This window comes from Microvirga sp. GN3 (assembly GCF_055792825.1).
In genome coordinates this window covers 21,755-35,100 of the sequence record NZ_JBVVAK010000027.1, presented here as the reverse complement: position 1 = coordinate 35,100, position 13,346 = coordinate 21,755, and the positions used below count along the sequence as shown (strand labels likewise).

Below are 13,346 nucleotides of genomic sequence, written 5' to 3'. Positions count from 1 at the left end.
GGTATTCCTCTTGACTGAGGAATGCTTGCACCCGTTTCCCATATGGACAATTGAATTGATTTCCCCGACGATAGTCCAAAATGGAATAGAAACTCTGTAGCGTAAGAGGACGACGGAGTTCGATGTCTAGGACGCACCTACCGAGTACGATCGGATTGCGGGTTGTGGCTGCGCTGGCGCAGCACGGCACGGTGTCCTCCGCGGCGGACGCGCTCCATCTCACCCAGAGCGCCGTGAGCAAGCAGCTCAAGAATATCGAGACGCTTGTAGGAGTGGCGCTCTTCGACCGCACGAGTCAGGGGCTGTCTCCCACGGAAGCCGGGATGGTCTATATCGAGCAGGCCCGCATCGCGCTCGGTGCGATGGAAACCGCCGCGGTCCGCGTGGCAACCTTGCGTCGCTCCGAACCGGCAATCCGCCTTCACGTCCTTCCCATTCTCGGCGATCGATGGTTCATGCCCCGCTTCTCGCGGTTTGCGGAGCTTCATCCACAGATCGAGGTCGAGTTCACGACCTTCGCATCGAGCGATATCGTGGAAGAAGCGGATGCAGTCTTCCGCTTTGGTGACGGAAATTGGCCAGGCTGGAAGGCGGACTACGTCCTGGGACGCGACGTGATCCTGGTCGGCGCCCCTCAGCTCATTACCCGAGGCGGTGGTATCAGTTCGCTGGAGGATCTTCGTCGTTATCCGGTGCTCGAGCACCGTCAGACTCCGTTGCGCTGGAGCGATTTTGCCCAGGCATCACACATCGACGAGTTTGTGCCGGCGCGGATCACCCGCTTCGGCTATTATTCTCTCGTCATTCGTGCCGCCATCGGCGGCCAGGGCCTCGCCCTTGTGCCGCGCAGCCTCATCCCCGACGAGCTTGCAGGCGGCCAGCTGATCAATCCGCTTAGCCTCGGATATGTGAGCCGGAATTGTTATTGGCTGACGACGCCTGCGAACAAACCGCTCAGCGCAGGTCTTGTCATTTTGCGTGATTGGCTTCTCAAGGAGGCACGGCAATCGGAACCTCTGGAGGAGGCGACACTCCTCCAGGATATCGCCTCCTGAAGACTTATCGCGCCGCGCGTTCGCAACCCTCGAAATGTTCCGTGATCTCGCGCCCCGTCGTCCACCATACGTCGTCGTAACGCCGGACATATTGCAGGAACTCTTCGAGAATACGGTAACGCATTGGGCGTCCGGAGACCTGTGGATGCATGATCATCGTTGCGACGCCGCCCCACTCCCGCGTCTGGTCGAACTCGTCGCGCCAGATGGACAGCACTTCCTCGCGCCCGAACAGAGCGCGAGAGCTCATGCGGTGCGTGATGCCGAAATTCCAATCGTCGAAGCTGTAATTGACCGGGATTTCCAAGGGTCCCGGTCCGTCCGGCAGGACATGCCGATACGGCCGGATATCGTCGCGCCATGAGCTGGAGTAGCGGATGCCGCGGTCTCGCAGCAGAGCGAGGAGCTCGGTGAAACTTTCGCCCGATGGGGCACGATAGCCGATCGGCATCACCCCGAGAACGCGCTTGATGGCGTCAAAGCCGCGATCCACCTCCTCTACCATGGTGGCGAGATCACCGGGTTCCGGCCGCAGATGCCAGTAGCCGTGATGACCGATCTCGTGGCCTGCCTTGAGGATGGACTCGCAGGCGGCCGGATGCGCCTCGACGGTCCATCCTGTGATGAAGAAAGTCGCCTTGACCTCGTAACGGGCTAGCAGCTCGAGGAGTTTCGGAATACCGACTCGGGCCTCGTACCCCCCATAGGACATGGTGACGAGGCGGTCGACGTTGCGGCGATCCATGCCGAGCCAGACGGATTCGGCATCGACATCGAAGCCCGGGAACAGCGCGCATGTCTTGCCATCCGGCCATGGGAAGTCAGGGGCAGGAGGGGCCAAATTCGCGGGACGTGGAGCGGGGTCGATCGCCATGGTGTTCTCTTTTCAACGACCTTGATGCTGACAACCTGAGGGCATTTGGCAATTGAATAGTTTTCCGCTCTGCCAGTCGCGAACGGAATAGGCCGCTTTCAGGTCTCCGACCATCCGGCCGCGAGAGCACCCAGCACCTCCGTCGGAAGTGTGTAGTAGACCTTCTCCTTCACGACACCGCCCAATGCGCTATAGAGCCTCTGCGCCGAGGCATTGTCGCGATCCGTCGTAAAATCTATCCGCCCGATCTCGTTCTCGATCGCGAAGGCGGCGAGAAATTGGATGATGCGGGTGCCGATGCCCAGCCCCCGGGCGGCCTCGACCACATAGAGGTCCTTCAGATACAACAACCCCCGTAAGTCTCGACCTGGCCGCATGATTGCCACACAGGCCAGACCAACATCCTGCCCCCCTGCATCCCGTGCGAGCACAAATCGAGTGCCTTCATCGTTGGCGATCGTTTCTTCCATGATCCGGCGATAGTCAGCCTCAGGCCGGAGATTCTCGCCTGGACGATAATGACGGTCCATGGCCCGCACCAACTGCGCCACAGCAGCGACGTCTTCAAGGTTCGCAATCCGGATATCGCCAGCCATGGCTCGGCCTCCATGGAGGAATCGAAGCTATGCTTAGTCAGTCACCTGAAGGACTGCAAAGGGCCCAAGGCGTTCCTTAAGCGCAACGCTGTGAACGCCCGCTTGTCTATCCATCTCAGACAGTGACTTGAGGTAACTCGATCCACGAAGCTGTGAGGCAAAGACAAAAGCGGAGATTTCTGCCGTTGCATGCCGCCTTGGTACTAGCCCGCGGCCTGTGTATCCACCGTGCCTGCAGGAGAGGGGTGTTGTTGAGAAGTCGCGGAAGGTTGCCGAACTTCGAATCGGGCACCGCACCGCGAAGAATGGGACCTGAACAGTCCTTGAGGAACCTGATGGGACCGCAAGATCAGTGGCAGAACGTCGAAAAGCCTTACCGATCAAGGGATTGATTGGAGCGGGCGATGGGAATCGAACCCACGACATTCAGCTTGGGAAGCTGACGTTCTACCTCTGAACTACACCCGCGTTCCTTTATTCATATCCGGCCTTGCCGCGATCCGGCAAGGGGGCAGCGGAATTGCCAAGAGAGTTACCGGAAGTGTTTCGAGAGCTTCAGGCCTTGCGCCTGATAGTTCGAACCTGCGCCTGAGCCATAAAGCACCTTGGGCCGCTCGGCCATGCGCTCGTAGACGAGTCGTCCCACGATCTGCCCGTCCTCCAGGATGAAGGGGACGTCGCGGGAGCGGACCTCGAGCACGGCGCGGGCCCCCTCCCCTCCTGCCTCCGCGTGGCCGAAGCCCGGATCGAAGAAGCCGGCATAGTGGACCCGGAACTCGCCCACGAGGGGGTCGAAGGGCACCATCTCGGCGGCGTAATCCGGCGGCACATGCACTGCCTCCTTGGAGGCGAGGATGTAGAACTGGCCGGGATCCAGGATCAGGGTCCGGCTCGCATCGGCATAGAGCGGCTCCCAGAAATCCGCGACGCGGCAGGAGCCGGGCTTGTCGACGTCGACGAGGCCCGTATGGCGCTTGGCGCGATAACCGATGAGGTTATCGGAGCCGAACCCTGAGAGATCCACGCTGACAGCGACACCGTCCTGAATGGATGGCTCGGCCGAGGTCACGACCCGCTCCTTCTCATGAACGGCCTGGAGCTCGGCGTCGCTCAGGCGCACATTGCCCTTGCGCAGGCGCAGCTGCGACAGGCGCGTGCCGGTCCTGACCAGCACCGGAAAAGTGCGCGGCGAGATCTCGGCATAAAGACGGCCGCGATAGCCGGCGCCGATGGTGTCGAATTCCTGGCTGCGATCGGTGATGACCCGGGTGAACACGTCGATGCGGCCGGTGGAGCTTTTGGGATTGGCGGCTGCGGACAGGTCTTCCGGCAAAGCCAGTTCCTCCTGCAGTTCGGCGATATAGACACTGCCCGTTTCCAGGATGGCGCCTTTGCCCAGGTCGATCTCGTGAAAGCTCAACTGGTCGAGGCGATCTCGAACCGTGTGATTGCGGCCCGGCAGGAAGCTCGCGCGAACCCGGTAGGCACGGCGGCCCAGCCTCAGATCGAGGCTTGCCGGCTGGACCTGGTCGGACGCGAAGGGCGTCTCCGGTTTGATGACGCCTGTTTCCGCAAGGCGCATGATGGCATCAGCCGATTGGATTCCATCCTTCAACGCAACCATGTCCGTTTTCCGAGGGACCTGCCCTCATTGAATTGTTGAGCCCGGCAGTATCTGTAAGGGTTGTTACGGAATTCTCAATCGCTTTCCTTAAGCCTTGGGGATGTTCTGACGCGCCGGTCTAAACCCCTTCCCTTCGATTGACGAGATCCGAAGGTCGCCGTACCACGGTCCATAAACTCCTCGACCGGCGTGAGACAGGCTCATGTATCAAGCTGTGACCCGCGGCATCAGCGTGACAGTGACACCCCGTTACATGCCGGAAGAATCCTCTCCCGAGCAAGGGCGCTACTTCTTTGCCTACACGGTCGAGATCATCAACACGAGCCTGGAGCGGGTTCAGCTCCGCGCCCGTCACTGGCAGATCACCGACGAGCATGGCCAGGTGCAGGAGGTGCGCGGCGCCGGCGTGGTCGGAGAGGAGCCGGTGCTGGGGCCTGGCGAGAGCTTCAGCTATACGAGCGGCTGTCCCCTGCCGACGCCGAGCGGCACCATGCAGGGCACCTATCTGATGGAGACCGCCAGCGGCGAAACTTTCGACGCCGAAATTCCCGCCTTCTCGCTCGACATTCCCCGCACCAAGCGCGTGCTGCACTGAGGTTTTTGATGTCCCCTACCGGTCAGCGGCTGACGCCGCTCGAAATGCTGGCGAAGCTTGTGTCCTTCGACACCGTGAGTTCGAAGTCCAACCTGCCCTTGATCGAGTTCGTCGAAAACTATCTGCAGAGCTGGAACGTGCCTTACGTGCGCGTGCCGAACGAGACGGGCGACAAGGCGGCAATCTATGCCACGATCGGTCCGCAGGACCAGGGCGGGATCGTGCTCTCCGGCCATACGGATGTGGTGCCGGTGACGGGGCAGGCCTGGACGTCCGATCCCTTCACCCTTCGCGTGGAGAACGGACGAGCCTATGGGCGCGGCGCGGTGGACATGAAGGCCTTCGATGCGCTGGCGCTCGCCATGGTGCCCGAATTCCAGGCAGCCAACCTCACGACGCCGATCCACATCATGCTCTCCTACGACGAGGAGACGACATGCTTCGGCGTCGTCGACACCATCCGTCGCCTCGGACATGACCTGCCCTTGCCGAAGGCCGTCATCGTTGGCGAGCCGACGATGCTGGAGGTGGTGGATGCGCACAAAAGCGTCGTGACCTTCTCTACCACGGTGCATGGTTTCGAGGCGCACTCGTCGAAGCCCTATCTCGGCGCCAGCGCCGTGATGACGGCGGCCGAACTGATTGCGGAACTGAACCGCATCGGCGACGAGATGATGGAGCGCGGCGACACCAGTGGGCGCTTCGATCCCCCCTACACGACGGTGCATGTGGGCACGATCTCGGGCGGCACGGCGCGCAATATCCTCTCGAAGAGCTGCACCTTCCATTGGGAATTCCGCGGCCTGCCGAGCCTCGATCCGCAGGAGATTCCCAACCGGTTCAACAAGTTTGTCGAGGAGGTTGCCCTGAAGCGCCTCAACCGCTTCGGCGAGTTCGGGCGGATCGAAACCGTTCTTCACGCAGACGTGCCGGGCCTTGCGCCGGATCCCGGTTCGGAGGCGGAAGTCCTGACTCTGCGCTTGGCGGGCAAGAACCACACGCAGACGGTGCCCTACGGCACGGAAGCGGGCCATTATCAGGCCGCCGGCATTCCTACAATCGTCTGCGGCCCCGGTTCGATCAATCAGGCACATCAGCCTGATGAATACATTGCGCTGGAGCAGTTCGAGGCAGGTCTGGCGTTCATGCGCAGGCTCGCAGCGATCTGCGCGAATTCCTGACGATCAGCACACCGTCATGCCCGCACTTGTTGCGGGTATCCACGTCTTGTCAGCACTGTGCCTCGAAGACGCGGATGGCCGGGACAAGCCCGGCCATGACGAAGGTGAGATGAGACAGTTGCGGCAGATTGCGGACTAAGCTTCCGACTTCGCGATCTCGGCCTCGACTTCCGCCGGATCGAGATCGTAGAAGCGCGAGCAGAACTCGCAGGTGATGCCGATGCGTCCGTTGTCGCCGACCATGTCGCGGCGATCCTCGACTGAGAAGCGGCGCATCATGCCCATGATGCGCTCATGCGAGCATGTGCATTCCTCATGCACGTGCTGGCCTTCGAAGACGCGCACGCCGCGCTCGTGGAACAGGCGATAAAGAAGCGTCTCGCTGGAGACGGTCGGATCGACCAGTTCGTGGTCCTCGACCGTGCCGACCAGGGATTTGGCCTCAAGCCAGGCATCATCCTCGGACGGCGATGCCAGATCGTTCGAGGGATGTCCCTCCGGGATGTCGCCTGGATGCAGATCGGCCTGCCGCAGCCGCTCCGACGAGGAAGGCAGGAACTGGATCATCAGGCCGCCGGCGCGATAGGTGTGGCGGCCGTCCTCGAACTGCTCGGCCACGGCCAGGCGCACCTGCGTCGGGATTTGCTCGGACTGGCGGAAATACTGATGAGCGGCCTCTTCGAAGCCCTGGCCATCGAGCGCGACGACGCCCTGATAGCGGCTGCGCTCGGAACCCTGATCGATGGTCATGGCGAGGTAGCCGGACCCTAAGAGTTCGCCAGTTCCCGGCGAATTCTGCCCGAGCGCCTCGAGCCTGTCCTTGTCGAAGCGGGCAGTCGCGCGCAGGCGGTCCGGTGCATTGAAGTCGACCACCACCATGTCGATGATGCCGTCGGTCTTGGTCTGCAGCTGGAAGCGTCCCTCGAGCTTGAGGGACGCGCCGAGCATGGCCGTCAAGGCTGCCGCCTCGCCGATGACGCGCGCAACGATGTCTGGATAGCCGTGACGGGAGATAATGGTGTCGATGGAGGCTCCGAGGCGCACCACACGCCCGCGCACGTCGAGAGGCTCGACCGCGAAAGGCAGAACGACGTCATCGATTCCTTCAAGCGAAGCTGAACTCATGCGTTTGCTGCTCCGAGGCACCACGCCAGGATGCCCTTTTGTGCGTGAAGCCGGTTCTCGGCCTCGTCGAAGACCACCGATTGCGATCCGTCCATGACCTCATCCGTCACCTCCTCACCGCGATGGGCGGGAAGGCAATGCATGAAGATCGCATCCTTGTTGGCCACGCCCATGAGCCTGCCATTGACCTGATAGGGCTTCAGCAGGTTCTGGCGGCGGAACTCGTCGTCGTCGCCCATGGATACCCAGCAATCGGTGACGATCGCATGGGCTCCCTCGGCGGCCTCGAAGGCATCGGTGGTCACGCTGATCCGAGCCCCTTCCTTTTTCGCCCAGGACAAAAGCTCCGGGCGCGGGGCAAGTTCCGGCGGAGACGCGATGTTCAGCGTGAAATTGAGACGCGCAGCCGCATGGATCCACGAGGCGAGCACGTTGTTGGCATCGCCCGTCCAGGCAATCGTCCGGCCTTCGATGGAGCCGCGATGCTCCTCGAAGGTCATGATATCGGCCATGATCTGGCACGGATGCGTCACCTTGGTCAGGCCGTTGATCACGGGGATCGAGGCGTACTCGGCCAATTCCGTCACCATCGCATGATCGAGGGTGCGGATCATGATGGCATCTACGTAGCGCGAGAGAACGCGCGCCGTATCGGCGATGCTCTCGCCGCGGCCGAGCTGCATCTCTTTGCCCGTGAGCATCAGCGTCTCGCCGCCAAGCTCGCGCATGCCGACATCGAAGGAGACACGGGTGCGGGTGGAGGGCTTGTCAAACACCATAGCCAGGACCTTGCCCTCAAGCGGGCGGTCCTTGGCCTTCTCGCCGCGGCGGCGCTTGGACTTGATCTCCAGGCCGACATTCAGGAGGTGCCGGATCTCCGCGCCGGAAAAATCGCTGAGATCGAGGAAATGGCGGGTCTTCATTGAACTGCTCCCGACTGAGCGGCGGTTTTCTGCTCAGCTTCGATGGCTGCGCAGGCGGCATCCAGACGATTGATGGCTTCCGCGAGATCGGCCTCCGTGATGATCAGCGGCGGCAGAAGTCGAACGACATTGTCGCCAGCCCCGATCACGATGAGCTTCTGATCGCGGGCGGCTTTGACGAAATCCGTGTTGGGCACGACCGTGCGCAGGCCCACGATGAGCCCCTGTCCCCTCACCTCGGCGATGACGCTGGGATGACGGTCCTTCAGCTCGGCGAGGCGCTGCTTGAGCAGCAGGCCCTTACGCTCGACGCTCTCCAGGAAGCCCGGCTCCAGGATCACGTCGAGCACGGCATTGCCGACCGCCATGGCGAGCGGATTGCCGCCGAAGGTCGTGCCGTGAGTGCCGAGCGTCAAGCCCTTGCCGGCCTCTGCCGTGGCAAGGCACGCCCCCAATGGGAAGCCGCCGCCGATGCCCTTGGCGACCGTCATGATGTCAGGCGTCACACCACTCCATTCATAGGCGAAGAGCTTGCCGGTGCGGCCGACCCCGGTCTGGATCTCGTCGAAGATCAGAAGCAGGCCTTGGCTGTCGCACAGGGCGCGCAGTTCGCGCAGGAAGGCGTTCGACACGTTCCTGACACCGCCTTCACCCTGGATCGGCTCGATCATCAGGGCCGCGGTGTGCGGGCCGATGACGGCCTTCAAGGCCTCCAGATCCTCGGCGGGAACCTGATCGAAGCCCTGCACCTTGGGACCGAAGCCCTCCAGATACTTGGCCTGACCGCCGGCCGCGATGGTGCCGAGCGTGCGACCATGGAAGGCGCCCTCGAAGGTAACAATGTGGAAGCGCTCAGGGTTGCCGTTCACATAATGATAGCGGCGCGCCATCTTGATCGCGGCCTCGTTCGCCTCTGCGCCGGAATTGGCGAAGAACACGTAATCTGCGAAGGTGTTGTCGACGAGCCGCTGGGCAAGGCGCTCACCTTCCGGGATCTGGAACAGATTGGAACTATGCCAGATCTTGGCGGCCTGCTCGGTCAGAGCCTTCACCAGATGAGGATGCGCATGACCCAAGGCATTCACGGCGATGCCGGCGCCGAAATCCAGATATCGCTCGCCATCTCGGCCGTAGAGCCAGGGGCCCTCTCCCTTTTCGAAGGAAAGCTCGGCGCGGGCAAAAGTCGGCAGCAATGGCGATGTCACAGGTTGTCTCCGCCTAGAGAGGCCCAAGGTCGCACCCGGGCCCGAAAAAGAAAGCGCCGCCCCAGCGGGGGCGGCACGGCTGGGGATTCTAACGAGGTGCGAGACCCTGTCAATTCAAGAGAAATGAAGTCACTCATCACAAGGAATTTTTGCCGGTTTTGGGGCCTCGGTGAGTTCCTTGGGGAAAACGACAGGGCCTGTCCGGGGACTCTTGCGCCGGAGTCCACCCATCCTGTAACGTTCAAGGATAGTCGAGTACGGCATTCGTGCCACGGCATTCACCCTCAGGAGCGACCCAAGCAACGCGGTCGGACATCAAAACCCTGTCCGCGAGGCATACGGGATTCTGAGCTTGAAGCCGGTCACGATGGAGGCAAGTTTAAAAATGATGGATGCGGGCGGAACTTGGACGGACGAGCGGGTCGAGCTTCTCAAGAAGCTCTGGACCGATGGTTTGAGCGCGAGCCAGATCGCCGCCGAGCTTGGCAACGTCACCCGCAACGCGGTGATCGGCAAGGTTCACCGCCTCGGCCTGTCCGGCCGCGCCAAGGATGCGAAGCCTGCCGCTTCGGCCGCTGCCCGCCCGCGCAAGGCGACCCGCGCTCCCAGCGCGCCGGCTCCGATTGCGCCGCAGCCGCACAACAACAACGTGGTGATGGCTCCGATCCCGCTGCAGGCCGTGGCCGACGAGCCTGCGGTCTTCGCCGAGGACGACATCGCCGTTCCCATGTCCGAGCGCGTGACCATTATGGATCTGCGCGAGTCCATGTGCCGCTGGCCCATGGGCGACCCGACGAAGCCGGAGTTCCGCTTCTGCGGCGCCCGCTCGATCACGGGCCTGCCCTATTGCACCCATCACGCCCGCATCGCCTACCAGCCGGTGGCCGACCGCAAGCGTGAGCGCAAGCTCGCCCGCGCTTAAAGCAAAGCTTTCCAATAAAAAGGCCGCTCTGATCGTCTTCAGAGCGGCCTTTTTGTTTGTATGTCTTCTAAAGTTTCAGGCGCTCACAGCCTGCTCTTCGCGAGCGAAGGTCTCGTCGAAGGAATAGCCGGCGCCGCGCACGGTGCGGATGGGGTCGGGCCGGCGCGGCAGGCCAATCGCCTTGCGCAGACGGCCCACATGCACGTCCACGGTGCGCTCGTCGATATAGACGTCGTGGCCCCAGACGGCATTGAGCAGGTGCTCGCGGGAAAAGACGCGGCCAGGGCTCTGCATCAGGAACTCCAGCAGGCGGAACTCGGTCGGACCCAGATGCAGCTCCTGACCGGCGCGGCGCACCCGGTGCGTCTCGCGATCGAGTTCAATATCGCCGGCCCTGAGAAGCGTCGCGATATGCGTCGGCTTCGCCCGGCGCAGGAGCGCACGCACGCGGGCGAGCAGTTCCGGCACCGAGAACGGCTTGACGATATAATCGTCCGCGCCGGTGGAGAGGCCGCGGATGCGGTCGCCCTCCTCCCCGCGCGCCGTGAGCATGATGATCGGCAGACGCTCGGTTTCCGTCCGAGCGCGGATGCGCCGGCAGAGTTCGATTCCGGACAAGCCGGGCAGCATCCAGTCGAGCAGCACGATGTCGGGCACCTGCTCCCGCAGACGGATCTCGGCCTCGTCACCGCGCGATACGCTGTCCACCTCGTAGCCTTCGGCCTCGAGGTTGTAGCGCAGGAGCAGCATCAAGGGCTCTTCGTCCTCGACGATCAGAACGCGAGGTCCCATGGTCAGGCTCCGGTCCCAACCGTCGCGTCGATGGAGCGGTCGTTCTTGGGCCGATCGATGGCCAAAGTCTCGGCCGTGACGAGGTAATGGACCGTCTCGGCGATATTGGTGGTGTGGTCGCCGATGCGCTCGATGTTCTTGGCACAGAACAGGAGATGCGTGCAGAACGAGATGTTGCGCGGATCTTCCATCATGTAGGTCAGGAGCTCCCGGAAGAGCGACGTATAGAGCGCATCTATGGCGCCGTCCCGCTTCCAGACATCGAGCGCCTTCGCCGTGTCCTTCTGCGCATAGGCGTCGAGCACATCCTTGAGCTGTCCCAGCACCAGATCGTTCATGTGCCGGAGCCCGACGACGATCTTGTGCGGCTGGAAATCGTCACCGATGGCGAGCGCCCGCTTGGCGACGTTCTTGGCCAGATCGCCGATCCGCTCCACGTCGCCGGCGATGCGGATTGCGGAGATGGTCTCGCGCAGGTCGACCGCCAGGGGCTGGCGCCGGGCGATGGTGAGGATGGCGTTTTCCTCGACCTCGCGATGAAGAACATCGAGGCGAGGGTCGGATGCGATCACCGTCTGGGCCAGGGGCTTGTCGTGGCGGGCCAGCGCATCGACGGAATCCACCAGCATCTTCTCGGCAATGCCGCCCATCTCGGCGATGCGCTGCCGGAGCCCCTGGAGGTCGGCGTCGTAGGAGCGGACGATATGCTCTGACATGGAGGTCCTCCGTGAACCGCTTCTATCAGCCGAAGCGGCCCGTGATGTAATCCTGAGTTTGTTTCTTGGTCGGGTTCATGAACATCTTGGTCGTAGGGCCGAACTCCACGAGCTCGCCGAGATACATGAACGCCGTGAATTGCGAGATACGCGCCGCCTGCTGCATGTTGTGCGTGACGATCACGATGGTGAACTCGGAGCGGAGCTGCTCGATCAGCTCCTCGATCTTGCCGGTGGAGATCGGGTCGAGCGCCGAGGTCGGCTCGTCGAGCAGGATCACCTCCGGACGCTGCGCGATGGTGCGCGCGATGCACAGGCGCTGCTGCTGACCGCCCGACAGGCCCATGCCGGACTGACGCAGCTTGTCCTTCACCTCGTCCCACAGGGCGGCCTTGCGCAGCGCCTCCTCGACACGCCCGTCGAGCTCGGATTTCGGCAGCTTTTCGTAAAGGCGGATGCCAAACGCGATGTTGTCGTAGATTGACATGGGGAACGGCGTCGGCTTCTGGAACACCATGCCGACACGGGCGCGAAGCTCGTTCACGTCGATGGACGGCGAGAGCACGTTCTGGCCGTCGAGCAGAATCTGGCCGTCGGCGCGCTGTTCCGGATAGAGGCTGTAGATGCGGTTGAAGGTGCGCAGCAGAGTCGACTTTCCGCAGCCAGAGGGACCGATAAGGGCCGTGACCTGACGATCGTGGAAGTCGAGCGAGATGTCCTTCAGACCGCGAAAATCGCCGTAGTAGAAGTTGAGACCTTTCACGGCGATGCGCACGGGAGCGCCGGTATCCGCAGCCGCCGCATTTCCGATGGCGCTGCTCGTGTTGAGGGCGATCGTGCTCATCGGGCTTTATCCTTCCTCAGGAGGAGGCGCGCCACGATGGACAGCGCCAGGATCGACATGGTGATGATGAGGGCGCCGGCCCAGGCGAGTTCACGCCAGTTCGGATAAGGCGCCAGTGCGAATTGGTAAATCGTGACCGGCAGGTTCGAGACGCCGCCCATCAGGGTCGGGCTGAACCAGAAAGTGTTGTTGAGGGCTGTGAAGAGCAGAGGCGCGGTTTCGCCCGCAATACGCGCGGTGGCGAGGATCACGCCCGTGACCATGCCCGCACGCGCTGCCTTCCAGCTGATCTGCACGATCACCTTGGACATGGGAGCTCCAAGAGCGGCCCCGGCTTCGCGCAGCGAACCCGGCACAAGGCGGAGCATGTCCTCCGTCGAGCGGACGATGACCGGGATGGCGATGATCGCCAACGCTACGCCACCAGCCCAGCCTGAATAGCCGCCCATGGGCTGCACCATCATGATGTAGACGAAGAGGCCGATGAGGATGCTGGGCGCGGCGAGCAGAATGTCGTTCACGAAGCGGATGATTGTGGCGAGCTTCGAGCCCTTGCCGTATTCAGCCAGATAGGTTCCGGCGAGCACGCCGATAGGCGTTGCCACGACGATGCCAAGGAAGGTCAGGACCAGGCTGCCCACGATGGCATTCGCGATGCCTCCCCCCTCGGTTCCGGGACCGGGGGTCGTCTCGGTAAACACCGCAGGCGAGAGACCGCCGATACCTTCCACCAGAAGCATCAGCAAAATCCAACCGAGTACGAAGGCCCCCAGCATGGTGAACAGGGTGCAGGCGATCTTGAGCGCGCGATCGGCCAGATAGCGGCTACGGCGCACGCGACCCCAGGGAGCGGGTGCCGCAATCGTGGCCTGGTTATAGAGGGCGGTATCCATC

General features: G+C 62.5%; 14 protein-coding genes and 1 tRNA gene. 4 read left to right on the top strand and 11 right to left on the bottom strand.

What is annotated here, in order from left to right:
• Positions 1-122 precede the first annotated feature (122 nt).
• Positions 123-1,055 (top strand): LysR substrate-binding domain-containing protein, encoded by a 933-nt coding sequence (locus ACS5Q1_RS15065; protein ID WP_473098963.1) that lies wholly within the window; start codon positions 123-125, stop codon positions 1,053-1,055.
• A gap of 4 nt (positions 1,056-1,059) precedes the next feature.
• On the opposite strand, the gene ACS5Q1_RS15060 is transcribed toward ACS5Q1_RS15065, so the two are convergent.
• The 4 genes from ACS5Q1_RS15060 to ACS5Q1_RS15045 all read right to left on the bottom strand — a co-directional run bounded on the left by ACS5Q1_RS15060 (position 1,060) and on the right by ACS5Q1_RS15045 (position 4,149).
• The gene (locus ACS5Q1_RS15060; protein WP_473098962.1) at positions 1,060-1,929 is read right to left on the bottom strand and encodes a polysaccharide deacetylase family protein; all 870 of its coding nucleotides are present in this window, start codon (positions 1,927-1,929) and stop codon (positions 1,060-1,062) included.
• Positions 1,930-2,027: 98 nt separating this feature from the next.
• Positions 2,028-2,525, bottom strand: coding sequence for a GNAT family N-acetyltransferase (locus ACS5Q1_RS15055; protein WP_473098961.1), 498 nt, complete (start codon positions 2,523-2,525; stop codon positions 2,028-2,030).
• A gap of 393 nt (positions 2,526-2,918) precedes the next feature.
• Positions 2,919-2,993, bottom strand: a tRNA-Gly gene (locus tag ACS5Q1_RS15050).
• 64 nt (positions 2,994-3,057) lie between these two features.
• Positions 3,058-4,149: a 2'-deoxycytidine 5'-triphosphate deaminase gene (locus tag ACS5Q1_RS15045; protein WP_473098960.1), complete on the bottom strand. Its 1,092-nt coding sequence runs from the start codon at positions 4,147-4,149 to the stop codon at positions 3,058-3,060.
• 202 nt (positions 4,150-4,351) lie between these two features.
• Here ACS5Q1_RS15045 and apaG point away from each other — a divergent pair, with 202 nt between their 5' ends.
• Together apaG and argE are read left to right on the top strand one after the other, a co-directional pair.
• Positions 4,352-4,744: a Co2+/Mg2+ efflux protein ApaG gene (gene apaG / locus ACS5Q1_RS15040; protein ID WP_473098959.1), complete on the top strand. Its 393-nt coding sequence runs from the start codon at positions 4,352-4,354 to the stop codon at positions 4,742-4,744.
• Between the two features lie 8 nt (positions 4,745-4,752).
• Positions 4,753-5,925 (top strand): acetylornithine deacetylase, encoded by a 1,173-nt coding sequence (argE, locus tag ACS5Q1_RS15035; protein WP_473098958.1) that lies wholly within the window; start codon positions 4,753-4,755, stop codon positions 5,923-5,925.
• 135 nt (positions 5,926-6,060) lie between these two features.
• Here the strand turns inward: argE and ACS5Q1_RS15030 are convergent, their stop codons facing one another.
• The 3 genes from ACS5Q1_RS15030 to ACS5Q1_RS15020 are packed head-to-tail and all read right to left on the bottom strand — an operon-like array spanning position 6,061 to position 9,178.
• On the bottom strand, positions 6,061-7,050 hold the full coding sequence (locus tag ACS5Q1_RS15030) for an Hsp33 family molecular chaperone (RefSeq protein ID WP_473098956.1): 990 nt from the start codon (positions 7,048-7,050) through the stop codon (positions 6,061-6,063).
• Positions 7,047-7,973 carry an ornithine carbamoyltransferase gene (gene argF, locus ACS5Q1_RS15025; protein WP_473098955.1) on the bottom strand — a complete coding sequence of 309 codons (927 nt, stop codon included), beginning with the start codon at positions 7,971-7,973 and terminating at the stop codon, positions 7,047-7,049. The genes ACS5Q1_RS15030 and argF overlap by 4 nt, the downstream gene beginning before the upstream one ends.
• Complete coding sequence (locus ACS5Q1_RS15020; RefSeq protein WP_473098954.1) at positions 7,970-9,178, bottom strand: acetylornithine transaminase; 1,209 nt, start codon at positions 9,176-9,178, stop codon at positions 7,970-7,972. The genes argF and ACS5Q1_RS15020 overlap by 4 nt, the downstream gene beginning before the upstream one ends.
• Positions 9,179-9,563: 385 nt before the next feature.
• On the opposite strand from ACS5Q1_RS15020, the gene ACS5Q1_RS15015 reads away from it, so the two are divergent.
• The gene (locus ACS5Q1_RS15015) at positions 9,564-10,100 is read left to right on the top strand and encodes a GcrA family cell cycle regulator (protein WP_473098953.1); all 537 of its coding nucleotides are present in this window, start codon (positions 9,564-9,566) and stop codon (positions 10,098-10,100) included.
• Positions 10,101-10,175: 75 nt separating this feature from the next.
• On the opposite strand, the gene phoB is transcribed toward ACS5Q1_RS15015, so the two are convergent.
• The 4 genes from phoB to pstA are packed head-to-tail and all read right to left on the bottom strand — an operon-like array spanning position 10,176 to position 13,345.
• Positions 10,176-10,892 (bottom strand): phosphate regulon transcriptional regulator PhoB, encoded by a 717-nt coding sequence (gene phoB, locus ACS5Q1_RS15010; protein WP_203441089.1) that lies wholly within the window; start codon positions 10,890-10,892, stop codon positions 10,176-10,178.
• 2 nt (positions 10,893-10,894) lie between these two features.
• On the bottom strand, positions 10,895-11,608 hold the full coding sequence (gene phoU, locus ACS5Q1_RS15005; RefSeq protein WP_473098952.1) for a phosphate signaling complex protein PhoU: 714 nt from the start codon (positions 11,606-11,608) through the stop codon (positions 10,895-10,897).
• Positions 11,609-11,633: 25 nt separating this feature from the next.
• Positions 11,634-12,452: a phosphate ABC transporter ATP-binding protein PstB gene (pstB, locus tag ACS5Q1_RS15000; RefSeq protein ID WP_473098951.1), complete on the bottom strand. Its 819-nt coding sequence runs from the start codon at positions 12,450-12,452 to the stop codon at positions 11,634-11,636.
• Positions 12,449-13,345, bottom strand: coding sequence for a phosphate ABC transporter permease PstA (gene pstA / locus ACS5Q1_RS14995; protein ID WP_473098950.1), 897 nt, complete (start codon positions 13,343-13,345; stop codon positions 12,449-12,451). The genes pstB and pstA overlap by 4 nt, the downstream gene beginning before the upstream one ends.
• Position 13,346: the final 1 nt, after the last annotated feature.